Annotated in this window: 19 protein-coding genes and 2 pseudogenes; 9 read left to right on the top strand and 12 right to left on the bottom strand. The window is 69.3% G+C overall.

The genetic code is table 11. The features are described 5' to 3' along the window. Window positions 1-349 precede the first annotated feature (349 nt). Both MNOD_RS48615 and MNOD_RS16280 read right to left on the bottom strand, forming a co-directional pair. Window positions 350-631: a hypothetical protein gene (locus tag MNOD_RS48615; RefSeq protein WP_015930018.1), complete on the bottom strand. Its 282-nt coding sequence runs from the start codon at window positions 629-631 to the stop codon at window positions 350-352. Between the two features lie 221 nt (window positions 632-852). Continuing rightward, complete coding sequence (locus MNOD_RS16280) at window positions 853-2,010, bottom strand: GNAT family N-acetyltransferase (RefSeq protein ID WP_244424748.1); 1,158 nt, start codon at window positions 2,008-2,010, stop codon at window positions 853-855. An 801-nt stretch (window positions 2,011-2,811) separates the two neighbouring features. Here MNOD_RS16280 and MNOD_RS16275 point away from each other — a divergent pair. Then, a complete protein-coding gene (locus tag MNOD_RS16275; protein ID WP_015930016.1) occupies window positions 2,812-4,611 on the top strand; it encodes a Rieske (2Fe-2S) protein in 1,800 nt (599 codons plus the stop codon). Window positions 4,612-4,992: 381 nt separating this feature from the next. Then, window positions 4,993-5,883, top strand: a complete 891-nt coding sequence (locus tag MNOD_RS16270) for a beta-keto acid cleavage family enzyme (RefSeq protein WP_015930015.1) — start codon at window positions 4,993-4,995, stop codon at window positions 5,881-5,883. Window positions 5,884-5,893: 10 nt separating this feature from the next. On the opposite strand, the gene MNOD_RS49090 is transcribed toward MNOD_RS16270, so the two are convergent. The 9 genes and pseudogenes from MNOD_RS49090 to MNOD_RS16230 all read right to left on the bottom strand — a co-directional run. After that, entirely contained in the window at window positions 5,894-6,382 is a 489-nt protein-coding gene (locus tag MNOD_RS49090) for an alpha/beta fold hydrolase (RefSeq protein ID WP_244424841.1), read from the bottom strand. 68 nt (window positions 6,383-6,450) lie between these two features. Further along, window positions 6,451-6,621 (bottom strand): annotated as a pseudogene (locus tag MNOD_RS49085) (alpha/beta fold hydrolase); the annotation flags it as partial. A 168-nt stretch (window positions 6,622-6,789) separates the two neighbouring features. Further along, window positions 6,790-7,809 (bottom strand): TRAP transporter substrate-binding protein, encoded by a 1,020-nt coding sequence (locus MNOD_RS16260; protein ID WP_015930014.1) that lies wholly within the window; start codon window positions 7,807-7,809, stop codon window positions 6,790-6,792. A gap of 47 nt (window positions 7,810-7,856) precedes the next feature. After that, window positions 7,857-8,645, bottom strand: coding sequence for an SDR family NAD(P)-dependent oxidoreductase (locus MNOD_RS16255; protein ID WP_015930013.1), 789 nt, complete (start codon window positions 8,643-8,645; stop codon window positions 7,857-7,859). Between the two features lie 26 nt (window positions 8,646-8,671). After that, window positions 8,672-10,039 carry a four-carbon acid sugar kinase family protein gene (locus tag MNOD_RS16250; RefSeq protein ID WP_015930012.1) on the bottom strand — a complete coding sequence of 456 codons (1,368 nt, stop codon included), beginning with the start codon at window positions 10,037-10,039 and terminating at the stop codon, window positions 8,672-8,674. Next, window positions 10,036-11,313, bottom strand: coding sequence for a ribulose-bisphosphate carboxylase large subunit family protein (locus MNOD_RS16245; RefSeq protein ID WP_043751344.1), 1,278 nt, complete (start codon window positions 11,311-11,313; stop codon window positions 10,036-10,038). Before MNOD_RS16245 ends, MNOD_RS16250 begins: the two co-directional genes overlap by 4 nt. Window positions 11,314-11,318: 5 nt before the next feature. Further along, window positions 11,319-12,107, bottom strand: a complete 789-nt coding sequence (locus tag MNOD_RS16240) for an SDR family NAD(P)-dependent oxidoreductase (protein ID WP_015930010.1) — start codon at window positions 12,105-12,107, stop codon at window positions 11,319-11,321. Window positions 12,108-12,145: 38 nt separating this feature from the next. Further along, window positions 12,146-13,153 carry a TRAP transporter substrate-binding protein gene (locus MNOD_RS16235; protein ID WP_015930009.1) on the bottom strand — a complete coding sequence of 336 codons (1,008 nt, stop codon included), beginning with the start codon at window positions 13,151-13,153 and terminating at the stop codon, window positions 12,146-12,148. A gap of 43 nt (window positions 13,154-13,196) precedes the next feature. Further along, window positions 13,197-13,406 (bottom strand): annotated as a pseudogene (locus MNOD_RS16230) (ABC transporter permease); the annotation flags it as partial. A gap of 459 nt (window positions 13,407-13,865) precedes the next feature. On the opposite strand from MNOD_RS16230, the gene MNOD_RS16225 reads away from it, so the two are divergent. Beyond that, entirely contained in the window at window positions 13,866-14,750 is an 885-nt protein-coding gene (locus MNOD_RS16225) for a LysR substrate-binding domain-containing protein (protein WP_015930008.1), read from the top strand. A gap of 85 nt (window positions 14,751-14,835) precedes the next feature. Here MNOD_RS16225 and MNOD_RS16220 read toward each other — a convergent pair whose 3' ends face one another. Next, window positions 14,836-15,828 (bottom strand): LysR family transcriptional regulator, encoded by a 993-nt coding sequence (locus tag MNOD_RS16220; protein ID WP_015930007.1) that lies wholly within the window; start codon window positions 15,826-15,828, stop codon window positions 14,836-14,838. 272 nt (window positions 15,829-16,100) lie between these two features. On the opposite strand from MNOD_RS16220, the gene MNOD_RS16215 reads away from it, so the two are divergent. From MNOD_RS16215 to MNOD_RS16190, 6 genes are all read left to right on the top strand, one after another. Then, entirely contained in the window at window positions 16,101-17,735 is a 1,635-nt protein-coding gene (locus tag MNOD_RS16215; RefSeq protein WP_015930006.1) for a flavin-containing monooxygenase, read from the top strand. Between the two features lie 80 nt (window positions 17,736-17,815). Beyond that, complete coding sequence (locus MNOD_RS16210) at window positions 17,816-18,784, top strand: alpha/beta hydrolase (RefSeq protein ID WP_015930005.1); 969 nt, start codon at window positions 17,816-17,818, stop codon at window positions 18,782-18,784. A 136-nt stretch (window positions 18,785-18,920) separates the two neighbouring features. Further along, window positions 18,921-20,189, top strand: a complete 1,269-nt coding sequence (locus tag MNOD_RS16205; protein ID WP_015930004.1) for an ABC transporter substrate-binding protein — start codon at window positions 18,921-18,923, stop codon at window positions 20,187-20,189. A 69-nt stretch (window positions 20,190-20,258) separates the two neighbouring features. Then, window positions 20,259-21,161 carry a branched-chain amino acid ABC transporter permease gene (locus MNOD_RS16200; protein WP_015930003.1) on the top strand — a complete coding sequence of 301 codons (903 nt, stop codon included), beginning with the start codon at window positions 20,259-20,261 and terminating at the stop codon, window positions 21,159-21,161. Between the two features lies 1 nt (window position 21,162). After that, window positions 21,163-22,197, top strand: coding sequence for a branched-chain amino acid ABC transporter permease (locus tag MNOD_RS16195; protein ID WP_015930002.1), 1,035 nt, complete (start codon window positions 21,163-21,165; stop codon window positions 22,195-22,197). Then, window positions 22,197-22,964 carry an ABC transporter ATP-binding protein gene (locus tag MNOD_RS16190; RefSeq protein ID WP_015930001.1) on the top strand — a complete coding sequence of 256 codons (768 nt, stop codon included), beginning with the start codon at window positions 22,197-22,199 and terminating at the stop codon, window positions 22,962-22,964. Before MNOD_RS16195 ends, MNOD_RS16190 begins: the two co-directional genes overlap by 1 nt. Window positions 22,965-22,966 lie beyond the last annotated feature (2 nt).

Raw genomic sequence — 22,966 nt, 5'->3', positions numbered from 1 at the left:
CTAGGCCGGTTTCGGACAGGTGCCCTGCGGTTTTCCGGCAAGAACCTGCGACATGTCGAAACCCTAAGCAGGCGAAGGGTTGGCACGCCAACGCAAGCCTGCTGAGGGCTCCAGTTTATCAGAATGCTCCAACGAGCGCGCCGGCCGGATCAACTCCGTATTTCGGCGAGACGGCGATGGGGAAGATGACGCGGAACGGTGGGCCGTGCGGGCTTGTGAGAGGGGGCCGGAGCGGGGGATTGAGCAGGCTTGGCCTTAGGAGTGCGCACCGGCCTCGCGGTGTCCGGAGCGCGCGGAGGCGACCTGGATCCATCCTCTGCGCCCTCCCGATTGGGTCGGCGGGAGCGCGTCACCGCAGGAGCGGATCTGGCTGAAAATCTTTTCTCAGTTTGAGAACCTGCTCGTCCGTCAGGGCATACGCAGCCGTCGCATCAGCAAGGGATCCTGCGAACAGGAGGCGATTCCGTGCAACTTTCAGGATGTTCTCGCCGCAGAGGACGCCATGCGGAACGGGAACGACGAGCCGGCCAGTCACATCGTGGCCAGAAACGCAGAAAGATACGTCCCAATAGAGAGGTGCGCCCGGTCGCCGGCACTGCATGTTGGCTACGCCCACGAAGACTGGCGGCATCTCAGACCTTCTGCGCGCAGCGCAGAAGCTGCAAGCAAAGGTCCGGATGCGCAGTCGAGCTGCGCCGCGCATCCAAGTTGCTGGGTTCGGCTAATCATCGGATGCTCGGCTCGTCAAGTTCAACTTGAGATAATTCTTGACGTTGCCAGCATGACTGGTCGTGTTCTTTTCGCGGTTGGTCGGCGGCGATTCGATCGCCTGGGCCGGCCTCGCGCATGAAATCAAGGAGAGCGCCGCAACCTGCGCAGCCGCTCTACGCACGTTTTCGCGCGCGGCCGGATGTGCTTGATGTATGTGACGACGCCCCGGCCCCAGATCCGCAGCGGGATTGCGTAGTCGCTGACCGGCATCGCGTCGTTCGCCCATTCGCGCTTGTGGGGATACGACGGTGCGAGAAAGTCGAGCACCTCGATGCCGATCTCGGCGGCATGCTCGACCATGTGCCAGAACAGCAGACGGCCGGGCCCGTGCTCGGCAAAGCGGCTGTCGTAGCTCTGGACCAGCGACGCGTAGATGCCGTTCCTGACGATGCCGGCCTCCACGGCAGCCGTCTCACCGCCGACGGTGATGCGGGCGGCGAAGAAGTCCGGGTCCGTGGCGAGCGTCTCGAGGAAGAATTGGTTCGCAGGATGAGCATAGCCTGCGCTGATCCGGTTCGTGCGGCTGAGCCATGCCTGCTTGAGCCGCAATGCCTCGCGCATGGCCGCAACGCGCCCCGCCGGGTCGCCGATGATCTCGAAGACGACGGCGCCATGCTCGGCGAGGTCGCGTCGATGACGCCGGAGCGTGTTGAGCGTTCGCCCGGACCGGCGTCGGACCGGGCCGCCCCGCGCATCTGGCCGGAAATCGCAGAAGGGCGCTTCCTCCCGTCGCGTGACGAAGTGGCCGCACCGGGCGGCCAGCACAGGCGCGACGGCCGCATCGGCGCGCACCCCCCTGAGCAGGACGGCATCGATGCCGGCGAGGGACGTCAGAGCATTCCAGGCCGCTTCAATCCATGGCTCGCGATTTGCGCACCGCTCGACCAACGCGTCGCTGTATTGCGTGGCCGGATCGCCCAGAGTTTGTAGGACGACATAAGGACCGAGGCGACGCCGAACCAACGGCCAAAGCAGCACGAGACGGCCGCTGCTCCAGATGCTCAAGACGTGTAAATCTACACGGCAGCCGGCATGACGATTGGCTTCAATCCATGACCGGCACCACGCATGGCTTTGGAAGAGAGTTCCATCGGCACGTGCTTCGAGATCGGTCCATGGCTCCTCCAAATACGCAAGATCGTGGGTGATCTCGGCGCGCCAGTTCCCCGGGATAATGGCCGCTGACGGGAAAGAAAATTCGGATATGGAGAGAGCATCGTGCATGTCGAGGCGAGCCAAATCGAATTTACTCTGAGAATGCCCATGTTTCTGAACTGTAATAAACAGCCAGAAGGTGGAAAATTGGGGGTATTTGGGGTGAAATTTCCTAGTCCTTTTGAGGCAGGCGAGGGCGCTGGGGGACCGTGTTGAGAACGACGTGGAGGTCCTCACGCCTGGTGACGGTGCTCGTCGATGAAGGCGATCATGTCCGAGACCGGTGGTCGCGCGAGAGCGCTCCCCGCCGAAGTGGAGGCCGGTTCGGCGCAAGGGAGAGCGTGACTGCAAGACTTGGGAGACGTGGCCGTCTCAACCGAAACAAGCACGGCTCTAGGACAAGGGGCCCCGTGCTCATGGGGATCCACCCGTCGAGCACGCTCCGGAAGACCTGCCGGCATGCCCTCGGGATGTCGGCCGGATCAGCGTGCCGCACGTCGATATGGGCGACGCCCTCGCGTCGGTACAGGAAGTCGTGCCGCGCGACGTGCGTCTCAACCGTGACCCGGGAAGCACGAGGAGCAGGCGGTTGAACAGATCCTTGAGGCCGGGCCTCTCTTCCGGGCTCCAGGGACCCTTGAGGGTACTGCAGTCATCGGCGCGACCGATCATGACCGGTGCTGCACCCCGCACCGAGCGGGGCCCGATCCGGCTCGTGAGCTGAGAGACGCTGCTGTGCAGGCCCTCGCTGCCCGCGACGCCTCTCCTGCACGCTCTCGGGTGAATCGGAGTCGCGCGGGTTTTCGGGGTGGCACGCGCTCTCGAGTGTCAGGGAAACCGCCTGCGCCGCCGAATTGCGCTATACTGAGGTCGAGGACGACGCCGATGGATGTGCCGTCATCGGACTTTGTGCATGCGGGCAGCCTCGCCGAGCTGAAGGCCAAGGGGCGGCTCGTGGTGCATGGCCGGCATTCGCCGATCCTGGTGATCTACGACGGCGGACGCGTGTTCGCGCTCGACAATCGCTGCCCGCATATGGGCTTCCCTCTCGACCGGGGCAGCGTCGCGGACGGCATCCTGACCTGTCATTGGCATCATGCCGACTTCGATCTCGCGAGCGGCTGCACGTTCGACCTGTGGGCCGATGACGTGCCGACCTGTCCGGTCGAGCTGCGCGACGGCGAGGTCTGGATCAGGCCCTCCTTCGGCCACGGGGATCCGGCGCAACACTGGCGTCGCCGGCTCGACGACGGCTTGCGCCACAACCTCGGGCTGGTCATCGCCAAGGCCGTCCGGGGGCAACTCGTCGCCGAGGTGCCCCCGCGCGAGATCCTGCGGCAGGCCGCGCTGTTTGCGGTGGGCAACCGCGATGGCTGGGGGGTGGGCGCGACCATCCTCGTCGCCCTCGGCAACCTGCTGCCGCTCCTGCCGGAGGAAGAGACCTACCTGGCCTTGTTCCACGGGGCCCGACGGGTCGCCGCGGATTGCGACGGTGAGGCGCCGCGCCGCGAGAGCGTGCCGCTCGCGAGCCGACCCGACCTCGCCACCCTGCAGCGGTGGCTGCGGCACTGGAGCGGCGTGCGCCACCGCGAGGCCGCCGAACGCACCCTGCTCACCGCCATTGCCAGCGACGCTCCGCCGGCGGCGCTCGCGAGCCTGCTGTTCGCGGCGGCGACCGATCGCGCCTTCGCGGGCAGCGGACACGCGCTCGACTTCGTCAACAAGGCCTGCGAGTGCCTGGATCTGATCGGCTGGGAGCACGCGTCGGCCGTGCTGCCGAGCGTGGTCGGCCAGATGGTGGCGGCGCGAGGAGCAGACGAATCGACCACTTGGCGCCATCCGGTCGACCTCGTCACCCTGTGCGAGAAAACCGCTGCGGACCTGCCCGACCTGTTCACCCGTGCCCGCCGCTCCGAGCCCTGGTCCGATCATGCGGAGCTCTCCGCCGCCCTGCTAGGTGACGATGCGAGGGCCATTCTCGAGGCACTCGAGGCGGCGATCCTCGCAGGCGCGTCACCGGCCGATCTCGGCCGTTCCCTGGCCTATGCGGCAGCCCTCCGCGTGGCGCATTTCGGCACCTCGAACGAGCATGCCGACTGGGAGACGGTCCTGCACGTCTTCACCTACGCCAACGCCATTCACCAGGCGCTGAAGCGACTGGGGGCCGACGCTGCCGCGCAGGACGGCGGGATCGTGGCGGCGCGCGGGGTGCTTCACGGGGCCATGGCCGTCTACCTCGCCCGCTACCTCAACGTGCCGCCAGCGCGGCTGCCCGGAGAGGACGGCGACCGGCTGGACGAGTTGCCCGACACCATCGGGGAGATCCGCGCGGCATTGCTGGAGACGTTCGACCACCATCGGCAGGTCGACAGGGTAGGCCGGTTGGTCGCGCGCCACCTCACGCTCGGCCACCCGCCGGAGGCGCTGATCGCGACCCTCGCGCAAGGGCTGCTGCGTGAGGACGCGGGCTTCCATGCCTACCAGATGCTGGAGGCGGGTGTGCGGCAGTTCGGGGAATGGGGCAACACCGATCCGGGCCGGCACATCCTGGTTGCCGTGGCGCGTTACCTTGCGGCTCATTCGCCGACTGAGCGCGCAGCGTTTCAGACCGCCGACATCGCGCAGCGGCTGCTGCGGGGCGGCGAACTCCATCAGTGCGTCGGTAATGACTGCTCGTCCGCCTGAAGCGGATCCATTCGGGCGGCGTGAGATCTGATCGGCTGCGCCGCACGAGGAGCGATGCGCGACGCTGTGACGAGCGCGGGCCCAAGCGTCATGCCGGGCAGGGCTGCTCGCTCTCAAGCCGAGCCGGCGGACGATGGCCTCCGCAACCGCGGACGCATAATCCAGACGGGATGCTGCCACCCGGTCACGCTCAGTCTATCTTGTCTCGGTGCGCAGCTGAAACGCATGCAGGTGCTGGTGACCGTTGGTTCCGGTTTCGGTCGCACAGCCTCTGGCTTGGCATCGACCCTTCGAGAGGGGGTGGCGGCCTGATGCGGCAGCATCTCGGGCCGTCGGGATCGGATCCTGTGGCATTCGTCGCTGCGGAACGGGAGGAGCGCCATGCAGGTCTGGATCGAGGCCGCGCTGAACGGGCCCTGGACACGGGCACGTCAGCCGCGCATGCCGCTCGCGGTGGACGAGATCGTGGCGGATGGCATCGCCTGCGCGCGGGCGGGGGCCGCGATCATTCACGTGCACGCCTATGATCCTGCCACGGGACGTCAGATCGACGACCCTGACACCTATGCGGCGATCATCGAGGGAATCCGCGGCGTGGAGGACGTGATCGTCTATCCCACCATCCCGTTCGTCCAATCCGCGGATGCCTTCCGGCCCGGCGCCGTGGAGATGCGCTTCGCTGCCATCGAGAGCCTCGGCCGGCGCGGCCTCCTCGAATGGGCGGTGGTCGATCCGGGCTCCATCAACCTCGCGACCTTCGACGAGGCGGCGCGGGCCGAGCCGGGCTCGGTCTACCTCAATCCGGGCGAGCACGTGCTGCGGGGGCTGACGCTCGCGGCGCAGCACGGCTTCGTGCCGAGCTACGCCGTCTACGAGCCGGGCTTCCTGAGGCTCGGCGCCGCTCTGGCGCGCGCCGTGCCGGGATGCCCGCCTCCGCTCTACCGCTTCATGTTCTCGGACCGCTTCACCTTCGGGTTCCCGCCGGCTGCTTACGCCCTCGATGCCTATCTCGAGCTTCTGGAGCGCACGACGGCCGGCAGCCCGTGGATGGTGGCGGGGCTCGGGGTCGATGTCAGACCGCTCGTCCCCCATGCGGTCGCGCGGGGCGGGCACGTGCGGGTCGGGCTCGAGGACGCCCCTTTCGGCACCGAGATCGGAAACCCCGCCCTGGTCGAGGAGATGGTTCAACTCGTCGAAGCTGCGGGCGGCCGGCCCGCGACGGCGGCGGAGATCCGGCGGGCCTGTCCGGCGCCCGGCCCCGTCCGGGCGTGAGGCCGCCCCGTCAGCCGGCCTCCTTGCCGAAGAAGCGGAGGAGTTCGTCGCACAGCACCTCCGGCTGCTCCTCCGGGATCCAGTGCCCGCAATCCTTCACGACGCCGCCCCGCACGTCCTCGGCGACGCGCCGCAGGGACTCGATGCATTCCATCCCGCGCCCGAAGCTCTTCTCGCCGCCGAGCGCCAGCACCGGCATCCGGAGCTTGCCGTTGCGGGCGAGGACCGCCCGGTTGTCCTCGGCATCCACCGGCAGGGCACGGTAGAAGGCGAGCATGGCCCGGAAGGCCCCGAAGGTCGTGTAGGTGCGCAGGTACTCGCGCTGGTCCTCCGCCGGGATGCAGGTCGGCCGGTGGCCGTAATTGTCGAACAGCCAGCGCACGACCAGATCCTCGCGCCCGGCACAGAGCGCCTCCGGCAGGTCGAGGGTGCGGAAGAAGGCGTGATGCCAGCGCCGTTCCCCCTGCGAGAAATCGGCGCCGTCGCCCGGGATGACCACGTCGAGGATGGCGAGGGGCGCACCGCCTCCGGGTGCTGGGCGGCGAGCGAGAAGGCCACCGGCCCGCCCCAGTCGTGGCCGACGAGACAGAAGCGCTCGATTCCGAGACGGCCGCGCACGAGCTGCCAGACGTCGTCCGCGAGCGTCTTCTTGTCGTAGCCGGTCGCCGGCCGGGAGGAATCCCCGAGGCCCCGCAGGTCCGGCGCGATCACCCGGTAGCGTTCGGCGAGGCGCGGCATCACGTGGCGCCACTCGTAGGAGGTCTGCGGGATGCCGTGCACGAGGACGATCGCGTCGCCCTCGCCGGCATCGAGGTAATGCAGGGTCGCGCCGTCGAGATCGGCGAAACGGCTCGCGATGGCGGGCATATCCGGCGTCCTTCTCGTTCGTTGCCGATCACGGCGCGCTCAGGCGAGCTCGCCGGTCGAGTCCTCCAGGATCGCCCAGGCTTCCGGGCCGAACTTCGCCTTCCAGTCCTTGTAGAAGCCGGACTTCGTCAGCGTCTCCCGGAAGGGGGCGGGATCGACCTCGTTGAAGATCAGTCCCTTGGCGGCGAGGTCTGTCTTCAGGCTGTCGTTCTGCCGCGCCACCTCCTGGCGTTCGGCGAGCGCCGCCGCATTGACGACGCGCGCGAACGTCTCCTGCAGGTCGGGCGGGAGCTGGCCCCACGCGCGGCGGTTCATCAGGAACCACCAGCCGTCCCACATGTGGTTGGTGAGCGAGCAGTACTTCTGCACCTCGTAGAGCTTCGCCGCCGAGATGATCGCCGGCGGGTTCTCCTGCCCATCCACGATCTTGGTCTGCAGGGCGGAATACACCTCGGCGAAGTTGATGCCGGTCGGCGAGGCGCCGAGCGACTTGAACAGGGAGGTCCAGAGCGCGCTGACCGGGACGCGGATCTTCATGCCCTTGAGGTCGGCGGGCGTGACCACCGGCCGCGTGCTGGTCGTGATCTGCCGGAAGCCGTTGTCCCAGATCTTCTCCATGACGACGAGGCCGGCCTTGCCGATCTGGCCCCGCAGGTGCTCGCCGAGCCGGCCGTCGAGGGCCCTCCACAGGGTCGGATAATCCTTGAAGGCGAAGCCCACCCCGGAGATCGCCGCCGCGGGAATGAGCGTCGAGAGCACGTTGACGCCGGACAGCGTGAAGCATTCGAGCGCGCCGGAGCGCAGCTGCGAGAACATGTCGGAGTCGCCCCCGAGCTGGTTGTTGGGAAAGAGCTGCAGCTCGACCCTGCCGCCGGTGGCCTCCTGGAGCGCGGCGGCGGCCTTGCGGGCATGGACGTTGAGCGGGTGCGTCTCCGGGACGTTCGTGCCCCACTTGAAGGTGAACTCGGCGGCGCGCGCGTAGCGTAAGGGGAGCGCCGCCCCGATGACCGCCGTGGCGCCCAAGGTCGCGAAGCGCCGCCGCGACAGGATGATCGTCATGGTTTCCTCCTGCGGATCGTGTTCTGGTTATGGTGTTGGACGGCCGCTCAGGCGGCTGGGGGCGCGGCGCGCTTGAACATCAGGCCCGCAGCCCGGAAGCCGCCGTCGACGTTGAGCGTGTGGCCGTGGACGTAGCGGCTCTCGTCGGAGCAGAGGAACACCGCCGCGTCCGCGATCTCCTCGGGCGTGCCGTAGCGGGTCATGGGGATCAGGTAGTTGTAGGCGGCGCGCGTGGCCTCGTCGTGCGCGAACTTCGCCATCTCGGTTTCGATCGCGCCCGGGGCGATGTTGTTGACGTTGATGTTGTGCTCGGCGAGTTCGACGGCCATCACCTTGGTGAGGAGTTCGAGCCCCGCCTTGGCCGCTCCGTAGGCGGCCCGCCCGTTGCCGCCCCGCTGTCCGGAGAGCGAGGCGATGTTGACGATCTTGCCGCCGCCGACCCGCACCATCTCCCGCGCGCAGGCCTGCGCGACCAGGAAGGCGCCCGTGAGATTGATGCCGATGATGCGGTTCCAGTCGGCGAGGCTCGTCTCCAGGAAGGGCGTGTTGCCCCCGACCCCGGCATTGTTGACGAGGATGTCGAGGCGCCCGTGGCGGCGGAGGATCGCCTCCATCATGCCGGCGATGGAGGTGGGGTCGGCGACGTCGACCGCGACCGCCATGGCGCGCCCGCCCTCCCGGAGGAGGCCGGACGCGGCCTCCTCGGCGCTTGCTTCGTTCACGTCGGCGATCACCACCGACGCCCCCTCGCGCGCGAAGGCCCGGGCTATCGCGAGCCCGATGCCGCGCGCGCTGCCCGTGACGAGGGCCACCTTGCCGGCAAGTCTTTGGTTCATCGTGCTGTCCGTCCCGTTTCAGAGCCTCAGGCGCCGCGCTTGACCGCCTGGAAGAAGTCGGGGCGGCCGACCTGGCCGCCCTTGAGTGCCACCTCCAGCCCCTCGGGCGCGCCGTCCGCGCCGTGGGCCCGGCAGAGCGGCGAGCCCGGTGCCATGGGGGCAAGCGCCGTGAGCGCGTCGATGCCGAGCATGGCGGCGGCCCGGCCGGAGGTGTCGCCGCCCGCGATCACCGCGCGGGTGAGCCGCGCCTCCCGCACGACCCGGTGCAGGATCGCGCCGAGCCCGGCGCCGATGCGGTCGTTGACGGCCTCGGGCGTCTCGCCCGCGTTGCGCACGGCCCTGCGCAGGGCCGCCACGGCGGGGTCGTCGGGTCCGAAGGCCGTGAAGACGAGCGGGTCGCGGCCCTGCCCGAGTTCGGCGAGCGCCTGCTCGGCCGCGCGCCCGGTCTCGCGCTCCCATTCGGCCGCATCGACCGCGCGCGTCGCGTCGAGCCGGATGCCCGCAAAGCCGTGATCGAGCGCGAAGGCGATCTGGGCCGCAGTGCCGGGCGAAACCGAGCCCGACACGCAGGCGATCCGCGCGACCGCGGGCGGGCGGGCCGGGGTGGGTGCCGCGGGGAGGAGCCCGGCCGCGCGCCAATAGGCGACGAGGGCCGCCTCGAACCCTTGCGAGCCGATCCCGAAGACGGGGGCGCCGCCCCGCTCCCAGATCAGCCGCCCGGCCTCGACCAGGGTCTCGCGGTCGAGCATGTCGAGGGAAACGATGCGGGCACCCGCCTCGCGCTCGCGGGCGAGCCGCGCCTCCGCCTCGCCCCGCTTCATCGCCACGAAGTCGACGAGGCCGATCGGCAGGGCGGTCTGGCGGGCGAGGTGGCGCCGGAGATCCGCCTCGTTCATCGGCGTGATGGGATGGCGCGCCATGGTCGGATGGCGGTCGAGGCGGTGCCCGATCTCGCCCGCCATGGCGAAGAGGTTGCCGAAGCTCTGGTAGCGGCCCATCCCGGGATCGGCGACGACCATCGGGATCCAGGTGGGATTGAGGACGGCGGCGCCGATCTCCGCCGCGCGCCCGATCGAGCCCACATGCGGCGCCGAATCGAAGGTCGAGCAGACGTTGTAGTGGCAGACCGGCGCCCCGAGCGCGGCGAGGAGCCGGAACACGGGCGGCAGGTGGCGGTCCATCCAGTCCGGCGGCTGCGAGCGCGCCATGCCGGCGATGCCGACCGCCCGGGCGGAGGCGAAGGCGCCGAGCCGCTCGGGCGAGGGGGGCTGGAGGAACAGCACGGTCTCGAGCCCGGCGAAGGCCAGCACCTCCATGGCGGCCGAGGAACCGGTGAGGTCGTCGCCGTAGAAGCCGACGAGGGGCCCGTCCCGCAGGGGGCGCGGGGCGGTCACGCGGCCGCTCCGAGCGCGCTCTGGAGGTTGGGGCGCTCGCGCGCATAGGCGTCGAGCGGGATGCCGGCGACGGCCGCCTCCCAGGCCTCCCGCAGGGCCGCGACGCCCGCCGCCGGCCCGCCCGGATGGGCCATGATGCCCCCGCCCGCGGTGACGATCAGGTCGGTGGAGCCGAGCGCCTGATAGGTACCGGGCGCCTGCCGCACCGACTGGCCGGAGGAGAAGACCGGCATGGCAAGGCACGGCTTGTCGGGAAAGAGCGGCGTGAGGCAGGTGCGCGCCGAGGCGACCACGCTCGCATCGTCCTCCGCGAACTTGTTGGCGAGCCCGTTGACATGCATGTGGTCGGCGCCGGCGAGCCGCCAGATCTTCTGCCATGCGACGTAGGACCAGCCGAGCAGCGGGTGGCGCGAGAGATAGCCCCAGCCGTTGCGGTGGGCGTGGATCGGCAGCGCGCTGAAGCGGCCGAGCTCGATCATCCCGACGAGCCCGACCGAGTTCAGGCTCGCCATCAGGCAGGTCGCGCCCTCCGCGACCAGGAGGTCGTGCCGGCGGCGCATCTGGTCGAGGTCGCCGGTGAGGTTGAAGGCGACCATCACCTTCTTGCCGGTGCGGTCCGCATGCGCGTTGACGACGCGCATCACGGCGCGCACCCGCGCATCGAAGGGGCAGTGCGGCCCGTCCGCCTGCAGCTCGTCATCCTTGATGAAGTCGATCCCGCCCGCGCACAGGGTGGCGACGAGGGCGGCGGTCTCCGCGGGGCCGAAGCCGACGCTCGGCTTGACGATCGTCCCGATCAGGGGCCTCCCCTCGACGCCGGCGAGCCGCCGCGTGCCGGCGATCCCGAAGCGCGGGCCCGGATAGGCCTGCGCGAAGGCGGCAGGCAGGCGGATGTCGAGGAGGCGAAGCCCGGTGACGGGCTTCAGCTCGAACAGGTTGCCCGCCACCGTCGCGAGGAGGTTGGGGAGCGACGGCCCCAGATTGTCGAGGGGCCAGGACAGGGTGACGCGAGCCCGCCGCGGCCGGGCGGACGGCGCGGTGCCGGCGGAGGGCAGCGAGGGCGCGTCCACCGCATCGTCGAGGAGGTCGAGGCGCTCGATGCGGGCCGCCGAGCGCTCCTTCAGCTCCGGCGTCTCGCCCGGGACCGGCACGAAGGTGCCGCTCGACTGCTCGCCCGCCATGATCTCGGCCGCCCGGCGCGGGTCGATCACGGTCTCGAGCAGGTAGTCGGCCTCGATGCGCAGCGGGGCGGGAAGGGTCTGGTGCAGGTCCATGGCGGTCACGCGGCCCGGCACGAGAGGCCGCCGTCGACGGGCAGGCTCACGCCGGTGATGTAGGCGGCGTCGTCGGAGGCGAGGAACAGGGCCGCCTTGGCGATGTCCCAGGCGGTGCCCATCCGGCCGGTGGGGCAGGCGGCATCGCGGGCCCTCACCATCTCCTCGGCATCGGCATATTGGCCGGAGATCTGCTGGAAGATCAGCGGCGTGTTCATCAGCCCGGGCATGATCGCGTTCACCCGGATACCGTCGCGCGCATATTGCAGCGCGAGGCCCATGGTGAAGTTGTTCACCGCCGCCTTGGCCGCGTAGTAGGCGGCGTAGGGGTAGCCGGTGTAGCGCACCGCCGCGATTGAGGAGACGTTGACGATCGCGCCCGCGCGCCGTGCGAGCATGTGCGGCAGCACGTGCTTGCAGGTGAGAAAGCAGCTCGTGACGTTGAGATCGATCGTCCGGTGCCAGGCGGCCTCGTCGAGCTCGATCGGACCGCCCATCGTCGCGTAGCCGACATTGTTGTGCAGGATGTCGATGCGGCCGTGCCGGTCGATGGCTTCGTCGACGACCGCCTTGACGCCCGCGGAATCGGTCACGTCGCAGGCGGCGGCCGCGCCTCGGCCGCCCTCGCGGGCGATGATCCCCGCCGTCTCCTCGGCGGCCTCCCGGTTGATGTCGACGCAGACGACCTCGGCCCCGTTGCGGGCGAACAGCGTCGCCGTCGCCTTGCCGTTGCCCCAGCCGGGGCCGACCGAGCCGGCCCCGAAGACGATCGCAACCTTATCCTGCAGGCGCATGAGGGATGTCCGAATGATGTCGCGGGAAGGAGGCAAGCTCAGCCGAGCTTGCCGGTGGTCGATTCGAGCAGCGCCCAGGCCTCGTCGCCGTAGCGCTTCTGCCAGTCCTGGTAGAAGCCGGAGGAGACCAGCCGCTGCCGGAAGTCGGCGTTGTTGACCTCGAAGAACTGGAGGCCGAGCGACTGCAGCTTGGACTGCAGCGTCGCATTCATCTGCTCGACATCCTTGCGCTGGACCAGAGCTTCCTGGTCGATGTTGCGCTGAACGATGTCGCGCAGGTTCGGCGGCATGCGGTCCCAGAAGCGGCGATTGGCCAGCACCCAGAACCCGTCCCACATGTGGTTGGTGAGCGAGCAGTACTTCTGCACCTCGTACATCTTGTCGACGAGGAGACCGATCAGGGGCTGCTCCAGCCCGTCCGCGATCCTGGTCTGCATCGCCGAGTAGGTCTCGGCCCAGGGAATCGAGACGGGAGCGGCCCCGAACGACTTGAACATCGAGGTCCAGAGCGGGGACGGGGGCACGCGGATCCTGAAGCCGTTGAGGTCGTCCGGCGTGCGGATCGGCTTCGTGGATGAGGTCGTCTGGCGAAAGCCGTGATTGTACGACCTCTCCATGCAGACGAGGTTCGCCTTCTCGAAGGCCTTCCGGATGTGCTGGCCGAGGGGGCCGTCGAGCGCCTCCCAGACCTTGTCGTAGCTCGGAAAGGCGAAGCCGATGCCGCTGATCGAGGCGACCGGCACCAGCGTCGACATCAGCACCCCGGTCTGGGCGAAGAGTTCGAGCGCGCCGGAGCGCAGCTGACTCAGCATGTCGGCATCCGAGCCGAGCTGGTTCTTGGGGAACAGCTCGATCGTCACCTTGCCGTCCGTTTCCTGGGCGACGCGGTCGCGGACCCGGCCCATGGCGAGGTTGAGCGGATGATCGCCCGAGACGATGTTGCCGAACTTGAGCCGGAAGTCCGGCTCGGCCGCCCGGGCGACGAAAGGGGCGGCAAGGCCGGCTGCCCCGGCCAGGATCATCGTGCGGCGCGTCAGGCGTGACATGATATTGGCCTCCCGGGCGGTCTTGGGTGGCGGGGCGGCGAGATCAGAGGAAGCCGGTCGAGATCCAGGGGACCGTGATCGCGAGGCCGATCACGAGGGCGGCGATGGAACCGACGATCGGCCGCATGCCGGCATCCGGATGGATCCGGCCGATGGCGCGGGCGGCACTGTCGCCGACCCCGAAGGGCGGGCCGAACAGCACGATCGCCGGGATGCCTTCGAGGAGCGAGTCCGGCACGATGCTCTCGACCGCGACCGGAGGAGCCGCCGGCCCTGCGACCGGGAGCCCGATGCCGCGGTCGAGAGCGGCAAGCCAGCTGCGGCGCGCGTCGGTGCGGCCACGGACAAGCTCGGCTCACGCGCCGAAGCCATCGCGGACATCGCGTTCCTCCCTGTTCGGTTCGTCCGGGCCGTCGAGGGACCGGATCCGAGGTCAGGGCGCAGCCGCCCGCCGCGTCGCGGGGGCCGCAACGGAACGCCTCCGCGCCCGCGAAGCCGCGTCACCGAGGATGGGAGCGGGAATGGGGGCGGAGGCTTCCCGAGCCGCCGCACTCTCGAGCCCTCGCCGGTTTCCTACCCTGACCGTTCTGGTTCCGGGTCAGATTACACGACGGGCCGCGCCCGGAAACTCGACATCGACGCAGCGATACGTGATTAAAACTCACAGCACCGCGCCCGCGCGCTCCGCGCCGATCGTCGGGGAGGCTTCGCCATGCCGCTGTCCCGCCTGCCGCTGAACGCCCTGCGGGCCTTCGAGGTCACCGCTCGCCTCGGCAGCATGAGCGCGGCCGCGACTGAGCTCGGCGTCACGCATGGCGCCGTGAGCCGTCATATCAAGGCGCTCGAAGTGCAGTTCGGCCTGCCTCTGCTGGAGCGACTCCCGCGCGCCGTGGCGCTGACCCAGGAGGGCGCGCAGCTCGCAGCCAGCCTCGGCGAGGCTTTCGACCAGATCCACCTTGCGGTCTCGCGCGTTCAGCCCGGGCCGCTGACCCTGTCGTGCTCAGCCACCATCATGATGTACTGGCTGATCCCGCGGCTCGAAACCTTCAAGCAGAATAATCCGAATATCGAGCTGCGCCTCAACATCAGCTTCGGCGAGGTCGACTTCATCCGCGACGAAATCAGCGTGGCGATCCGCAACAGCATGTACCGCCCGCCGGCGACGGCCCGGGCGAAACGACTGATCATCGAGGAGATCGGCCCGGTCTGCCATCCGGACTACGCGTCCCGCCTCGGCCTGGAGAGTCCCGATGACTTGGCACGGGCCCGGATCCTGGCGACGGCTACGCGGCCGAATGCCTGGATCGAGTGGGCGGAGGCGATCGGCCGCCGCAATCTCGGCGTCGTCCCGCACGAGAGCTACGGCCATTTCTATCTCGTCATCCAGGCCGCGGCCTGTGGGCTGGGGCTCGCGCTGGCCCCTCGTCTCCTCGTCGAGAGCGAGATCCGAGCCGGACATCTCGTGGCGCCGTTCGGCTTCACGCCCGGCCCGCATCGCCTGGAGCTGTGGATCGCCGAGCATCTGCAGTCCCGGACGGACCTGAAATGCTTGGTCGGCTGGCTCGAGAACGAGATGAAGCGCTCGGCTTGCCAATAAGCCAGCGGCGTTTCGATCGTCGCGGCAGCATTCGATCCGGCCGGGCGCCGCGGATCACGCGCGGACACCGTCCGCCCCAGGCCGGTCAGCGGGCGCCGGCATGTCCGGGAGAGCCGGGATGGGTCACGCGTTGTCCTTCCCGCGCCGCCGGAGCGACGCGCTCGGCATCCGTTCGCCGCCAAGCCGGCGGACCCTGCGAGAACGAGGCGTCCAGGAACTCCAGGAAGACCCGGATCCGCTGGCTGAGGTACCGCCGGCTGCTGTAGAGCGCGTAGATCGGGTCCTCGGCCCCGCTGTGGTGCTCCGGAAGAAGCTCGACGAGGCGGCCCGATCGCAGGTCCCCGACGATATGGAACTCGGCCAGCCGCACGATGCCGGCGCCCGCCCGCGCCATGGCGAGCAGCATCTGGCCCTGGTTCGCGGCAACGCTGCCGGCCGGCTTGAGCCGCCGCAGCGTCCCGGGCCCGTCGCGGACGCTCCAGATGCTCCAGGGCGCGGTCGTGGGAAAGTTCAGGCACTCGTGCGCGGCAAGGTCCGCGAGGCTCGTCGGGATGCCGCGCGCCGCCAGATAGGCCGGCGCCGCACAGATGATCCAGCGCGTGCTGGAGAAGCGGCGCGCGACGAGCGAGGAATCGGCGAGTTCGCCGACATGGATCGCCACGTCGACGCCTCCGTCGAGCAGGTTGCCCGGCTCCATGCTGAGCACGAAGTCGAGCCGCAGGGCCGGGTGCAGGCGGCGGAAGGCCGGCACCAGCGGCGCGAGCTGATGCGTCGCGAAGGTCGGCATCGAGCGGATGCGCAGCGTGCCTTTCGCCGCCCGTCCGCCGAACACGGAGGCTTCCGCCTCCTCGATCGCCTCGATCGCCCGCAGGGCCGAGGTGTAGAAGGCCTCCCCCTCGGCGGTGAGCGTGACGGTGCGCGAGGCGCGGTGAAACAGCGTCACGCCGAGCCGGTTCTCCAGGCGCCCGATGAGCTTGCTCACCGCCGAGGGCGTCATCGTCAGGCTGCGCCCGGCCGCGGAGAACCCGCCATCCTCCACGGCCCGCACGAAGACGAGCATCTCTCCGAAGCGATCCACGACCCGACCTATGAATTCCGTTCACATGTGCTTCGCAGTGTCGGATATGGAAGCGGCCCGGGCAACGGGTTAGCCTTCGTCATCGCGGGGCGCCAAGGTTTCGCTAGGAACCAAGTCCGCGAACCAAGTCGACGGCCCCTTGAATGGCGTGATCCGACGCTCTGCCGAGCGGTCGCAGCCAGATCCGATCAGACGAGAGGGCCTCAGAGGCGAACAAAGCGGACCGAGATCCATCACGGATCGATCGAGTCCGGACAGGGAGGCGTGACGCCATGGGGAATCCGCGCGCGGAGACCATCGAGGCCGAACCCGTTCGGCGGTACGACGCGATCATCGTCGGCGCCGGCTTCTCGGGCCTGTATCAGCTCCACCTGCTGCGCGACCGGCTCGGGATGTCGGTGCGGGTGCTCGAGGCGGCCGACGACATCGGCGGCACTTGGTATTGGAACCGCTATCCGGGGGCGCGCTGCGATTCGGAGAGCTACTACTATTCCTATTCGTTCTCGCGCGAGCTGGAGGAGGAATGGGAGTGGACCGAACGCTACCCCGAGCACGGCGAGATCCGGCGCTATCTCGGCCACGTGGCCGAGCGCTTCCAGCTTCGCCGCGACATCCAGCTGCGCACCCGCGTCACCGGGGCGGCCTTCGATGATGCGGCGAACCGCTGGACGATCGCCACGCAGAACGGTGAGCGGTTCGAGGCGCAGTTCCTGATCACCGCCGTCGGCTGCCTCTCGACCGCCAACGTCCCGGCCATCCCGGGCCTCGAGGACTTCGCGGGCGAGTGGTACCACACCGGCCGCTGGCCGCACGAGGGCGTCGATTTCGCGGGCAAGCGGGTCGGGCTGATCGGCACCGGCTCGACGGGCATCCAGGCGGCCCCGGTGATCGCCGAGCAGGCGGCGCATCTCACGGTTTTCCAGCGCACCGCCAATTACAGCGTGCCGGCCCGCAACGGCCCGATGGACGCGGAATTCCGGGCCTGGGTCAGGGCGAATTCCGAGGCGCTCCGCCGCAAGGCCCGCGAGTCGACCAACGGCCATCCCTTCGACGTCTCGGAGCGCTCCGCCCTCGACGTCTCGCCGCAGGAGCGCGAGGCCATCTACGAGGCGGCCTGGGAGCGGGGCGGCCTGCGCTTTCGCGCGGCGTTCCGGGACATCCTTCTCGACAAGGACGCCAACGAGACGGCCTCCGAGTTCATCCGCGCCAAGATCCGCAGCATCGTCAAGGACCCGGAGGTGGCCGCGAAGCTGACCCCCACCGACCATCTCTTCGCCACCAAGCGCCCGCCGATCGACACCAACTACTTCGAGACGTTCAACCGCGACAACGTCCTGCTGGTCGATCTCAAGGCGGCGCCGATCGAGGCGATCACGCCCGAGGGCGTGCGCACCCGCGACGCGACCTATCCGCTCGACATCATCGTCTTCGCCACGGGCTTCGACGCGCTCACCGGCCCACTCCTCGCTCTCGACATCCGGGGCAGCGGCGGACGGCCGCTGAAGGAGGTCTGGGAAGCGGGCCCGCGCAGCTATCTGGGCCTGCAGACGCCGGGCTTCCCGAACCTGTTCACCATCACGGGCCCGGGCAGCCCCTCGGTGCTGACCAACATGCCGGTCGCCATCGAGCAGCACGCGGAATGGATCGCACAATGCATCGCGCATCTGCGCGATGCGGGGCTGAAGCGGATCGAGGCGATGCCCGAGGCGACCGACGCCTGGGTCGCGCATGTCAACGAGGCGGCGCAGGCCACGCTGCTGCCGATGGCGAGCAGCTCCTGGTATCTCGGCGCCAACGTGCCCGGCAAGCCGCGGGTCTTCATGCCCTATGCGGGCGGCATGGCCCGCTACCGCACCATCTGCGAGCAGGTCGCGAGCCAGGGCTACGAGGGATTCGCGCTGCGCTGAAGACGCGGAGCCTGCGCGCGGGTCCGCTCCCGGACCGTGATCGACAGACGGGACCTGGAACGGTGAGGGGAGGGGGAGTGATGGCGGCGATGCATCCGGACGTCGTGGCCCTTGTGCGGGCGATCCGGGAGGCGGGCCGCCCGCCCTTCGAGGCGCTGGCGCCGGAGGAGGCTCGCGCGGCCTACAGCGCCGGGCGCGCGGCACTCCAGCCGCCACCCGACCCGGTGGCGGAGCTGCGCGATCTCGCGGCGCCCGGCGAGGCCGGTCCGGTCCAGCTGCGGCTCTACCGCGGCATCGGCACGGAATCCGACGCAGCGCTGCCCTGCCTGCTCTACCTGCACGGGGGCGGCTGGGTGCTCGGCGACCTTGACTCCCACGACGGGATCTGCCGCAGGCTCGCCAATGCGGCGCGGGCCTGCGTGATCGCGGTCGATTACCGTCGCGCCCCGGAGCACCCCTTTCCGGCCGCGATCCGCGACGCCGCCGCCGCCTTGGCCCACGTGGCCGCCGAGGCCGAGGTCCTGCGCATCGATCCCGCCCGCCTCGCCGTCGGCGGCGACAGCGCGGGCGGCAACCTCGCGGCCGTCCTCGCCCTGATGGGCCGCGACGGCAGCTTGCCGCGCAGCGTCTTCCAGATGCTGCTCTATCCGGTGATCGACCTCGCCATGGCCGGGGAGAGCTACGCACGCGTCACCGATGGCGTGCCGATCACCGCCGCGACCATGCGCTACTTCATCGACCACTACGCGCCCGATGCCGCCGACCGGATGGACTGGCGCGCCTCGCCGATTCGGGCGCCGAGGTTCGCCGGTGCGCCGCCCGCCCTGGTGCTCACCTGCGCCCACGATCCGCTCTGCGATGAGGGCCTCGCCTATGCCAAGCGCCTCGACCGCGAGGGCGTACCGGTCACGGCCCTGCATCTCGGCGACCAGATGCACGGGATCCTGACCATGGGCCGCGCCATCGGTGCCACCGCGCCCGTCCTCGATTTCGTCGGCGCCATGCTGCGCGAGGCGTGGCGGAGCGCGGCGGGTGAGCCGGTTCCGTGACCGTCCGCCCGGGTCTACGTTGACTCGAACCAGGACGTGCCGGAGGATCGATAGGCCGAACAATAAGAAATACCAGCATAACAACCACAAACCTCAGGCGGCACGATTGGGGTCAAAAGACTAGGGACGGAACCAGATGGGCACGAAGAACGACGCCGGACGCGGCATCGCGCGGCGGCAGGTATTGGGCGGCCTCGCGGCCGGAGCCGCGATCACCGGGTTCCCGCACATCGCGGGCGCGCAGGCGAAGGCGATCCGCGTTGGCATGCCGACGATCCTGTCGGGCCGCGTCGCCATCCTCGGGACGTCGAGCCGGGCGGCGGTGCAGCTCGCCTTCCGGCAGATCAACGATGCCGGCGGCATCAACGGGCGCACCCTCGAGCTGATCGAGCGCGATTCCAAGGGTCGGCCGGACGAGGCCGCCAAGGTGACCCGCGACCTCATCAACAACGACGGCTGCGAGATCATCATCGACGGCGAGGCGTCCTCGGGCGCCTTCGCGGTGCACGAGGTGATCCGCGACCTGCCGGTCCTGTGCCTGCACACCTGCTCGGAAACCTCCTCGCTCACCGCCGATCCGAAGCTGCACGTGAAGACCGCGTTCCGCAGCGCCCGCCAGGGCATCCACGACGCGGTGGCGGGCGGCACCTACGCGGCCCGCATCGCCAAGGAAAAGGGGCTGAAGCGCTGGATGACGTGCTCGCCCGACTACGCCTATGGCCGCGACAACACTGCCGAGTTCCTCGAATTCGCGAAGCACTTCGAGCCCTCGATCGAGGCGGTGGACCAAGTCTGGCCGAAGCTGTTCGCCCCCGACTACACGGAGAGCATCACCAAGATCCTGCAGGTGAAGCCGCAGGCGATCTATTCGGCGCTGTGGGGCGGCGACCTCGTGGCCTTCGTGGAGCAGGGCAACCTCTACCGGCTGTTCGGCAACATCGGGTTCTTCTCGGGCGGCCTGGGCGACCCGCCGGTCCTGACCGCGATCAAGCAGCTGCCCCCGGGCCTCAACACCGCCTACCGTTACAACCGCAACTACCCGATGAAGCCGGCGAACACCGCCTTCGCGGACGGTTTCGCCAAGATCGCTGGCCACGATCCCACCAACTGGGCCTGGCAGTGCTCCCTCGCCTGCAGCTTCATCGCCGAGGCGCTGAAGCGCACGGGCGGGCGCACCGAAGGGACGGCGCTCGCGGCCGAGCTGAAGGGGATGAAGCTTGCCTCGCCCTTCGCGGTGGACGACGCGATCACCATGCGCGACAGCGACCACACCATTATCGGCTACCCCGTCGCCTGGGGCCGGACCGTGCCGAAGGCGCCCTTCGTCGAGGATTTCTCGCCCGTCGACTGGGCCAGGATCGTCGAGCTCGAGACGCAGTGGAAGAAGGGCAAGGGCTACGCCTGAGCCGCGCGTCGATGCGGCGGGGCCGGCAGCCCCGCCGCCCCGATCTCTGACACCCCCGGGAGATCCGCCTTGAACCTCGAGGCCCTCGCTGCCTGCCTCTCCTCGGCCGCCTGCGCCGTCACCCAGGTCTCGACCGGCCTGATCGTCGGCATGCTGCTGTTCCTCGTCACCTCGGGCCTGTCGCTGATCTTCGGGGTGCTCGGGATCATCAACTTCACGCACGGCGCCTTCTACATGCTGGGCGCCTACTTCGCCTTCACGGCCTATGCGCTCAGCGGCAGCTTCGCGGCCGCGATGGTGGCGGGGGCCGTGGGCGTCGGGCTGTTCGGGGTGCTGTTCGAGCGCCTGATCATGAGCCGCGTCTACGGGCGGGACATCCTGATGCAGCTCCTCGTCTGCTACGCCATGATCCTGATCCTCGACGACGGGGTGAAGCTCCTGTACGGCGGCGAGTACCGCCTGATGGGAATGCCCGACGCCTTTGCGCTGCCGCCCGTCGAGGTCGCGGGCGGCTTCGTGCCGGGCTATTACCTGTTCATGGTCGCCGTGGCCTTCGCGGCGGGCCTCGTCCTCTGGCTCGGCATCAACCGCACGCGCCTCGGCAAGATCGTACGCGCGCTCGCGATCAACCCGCAGATGGTCGGTGCGCTCGGGATCAACACCACGCTGCTCTACGCGGGCGTCTTCGGGCTCGGCAGCCTGCTCGCGGGGATGGCCGGGGCGCTTGCGGCGCCGATCCGCACCCTGACGCCCGGGATGGGCCTGTCGATCCTGATCGAGAGCTTCATCGTCACGGTGATCGGGGGCATGGGCTCGATCGCCGGCGCCTTCATCGCGGCGCTGCTGATCGGCTTCACCCGTGCCTTCGGGGCGATCGGCTTCCCGCTCTTCGTGGACGGGATGATGTTCGCCATGATGGCGCTGGTGCTCATCGTCAAGCCGAGCGGCCTGCTCGGCCGGGAGGCCGCCTGACATGCGCGCCGGTCTGATCCGCGACCTCGCCGTCGCCCTCGTCTCGCTCGGGGTGCTGCTCGCCCTGCCGGCGCTGTTTCCGCAGCCGGCCCTGCGCGACTTCCTGATCTACTTCTTCGCTTACGGCCTGCTGGCGATGTCTCTCAACCTGCTCGTCGGGCTGACCGGTCTCGTGTCGTTCGGGCACGCTGCCTACTTCGCCTCCGGCGCCTACGCGTTCGGCCTGCTGATGCAGTCGGGCCGGGTCTCGGTCCCGCTGGCGGCGCTCGCGGCGATCGGCGGCACGGCGCTTCTCGCGCTCGTGATCGGGGCGATCTGCGTGCGGCTGAAAGAGATCTACTTCGCCTTCATCACGCTCGCCTTTCAGATGTTCATTCACAGCATCATCGTGACCTGGGTGAGCCTGACCGGCGGCGACCAGGGGCTGCGCGGGGGCATCCCGCGGCCGCCCTTCCTCGGCATCGACCTGAACGACGCGCGGGTGCTCTACGGGGCCTGCGCGGTTTTGTTCGTGCTCTGCGTGCTGGCAATGCGGCAGGTGTCGCAATCCCCCTTCGGCTACACGCTCCGGATGATCCGCGACAACCCGGCCCGGGCGAATTTCCTCGGCGTGAACGTGGCGGCGGCGAAGCTCGGGATCTTCGTCTTCGCGGGCGCAATGGCGAGCGTCGGCGGCCTCATCCTGGCGCTGTTCGTCTCGGGCGCCTATCCGGAATTCGCCTTCTGGACCACGTCGGGCGAAGCGATCTTCATGATCATGCTCGGCGGCACCAAGCTGTTCCTCGGGCCGCTCGTCGGCACGCTGCTGCTCCAGACCCTGAACCACTACGTGACGATCTACACGGAGTATCACGGCCTCGTGCTCGGGACCGTGATCCTGCTGATCGTGCTGGGGCTGCGTCGCGGGATCGCCGACACCCTGTACGACACGCTGCGCCAGCGCCGCGCACCGCGCCCCGCGGCGTCGCCTCCCCCCGCTTCGAGCCCCGCCGTCGCCGCGACGGCGGACGACCTCGCCAAAGGCAGGACGGTGTGATGCTCCGCGTCGAGAATCTCTCCAAGTCCTTCGGCGGCGTGCGCGCCACGCGCGACGTGTCGATCGACTTCCCGGCGGGCTCGCTCACCGCGATCATCGGGCCGAACGGGGCAGGCAAGACCACCTTCTTCAACCTGATCTCCGGCCATATCCGCCCCGACGAGGGGCGGGTGCTGTTCGACGGTGAGGATCTCGTCGGGCTCTCCAGCCTGGAGGTGGTGCGGCGCGGCATGGCCCGCGCCTTCCAGGTCGCCTCGCTCTTCCCGAGCCTCACCGTGCGGGAGGCGCTTGCCGCCGCCGTCACGGCCCATCGGCGCCGCTCCTGGCAGGTGCTGACGCGCTTCCCCCTGGCGGGCGCGGTGCGCCGGGCCGACGAGATCATGGACCTGCTCGGGCTCTCGCAGAGGGCGGAGGTCGTCTCCGCCAACCTGTCGCATGGCGACCAGAAGCTCCTCGATATCGGGTTCGCCCTCGCCATGGAGCCGAAGGTGCTGCTCCTCGACGAGCCCACCGCCGGCATGGGGCCGGAGGAGCGCTGGCGGATGATCGGCAAGGTCCACCGGCTCTGGGAGGTCACCGGCATGACGATGATCTTCATCGAGCACGACATGGACATCGTTTTCAAGATCGCGCAGACGATCCACGTCCTGAAGTACGGCGCCGTCCTGGCCCAGGGCACGCCGGACGAGATCCGGCGCAACAGGGACGTGATCGATGCCTATCTGGGCGTCGATCACCGGCTCTCCGAGACGGTCGGGGAGGCTTGAGC

The sequence above is a fragment of the Methylobacterium nodulans ORS 2060 genome (genome assembly GCF_000022085.1).
Taxonomy (GTDB): Bacteria; Pseudomonadota; Alphaproteobacteria; order Rhizobiales; family Beijerinckiaceae; genus Methylobacterium; species Methylobacterium nodulans.
This window is presented reverse-complemented; position numbering and strand designations above follow the sequence as displayed.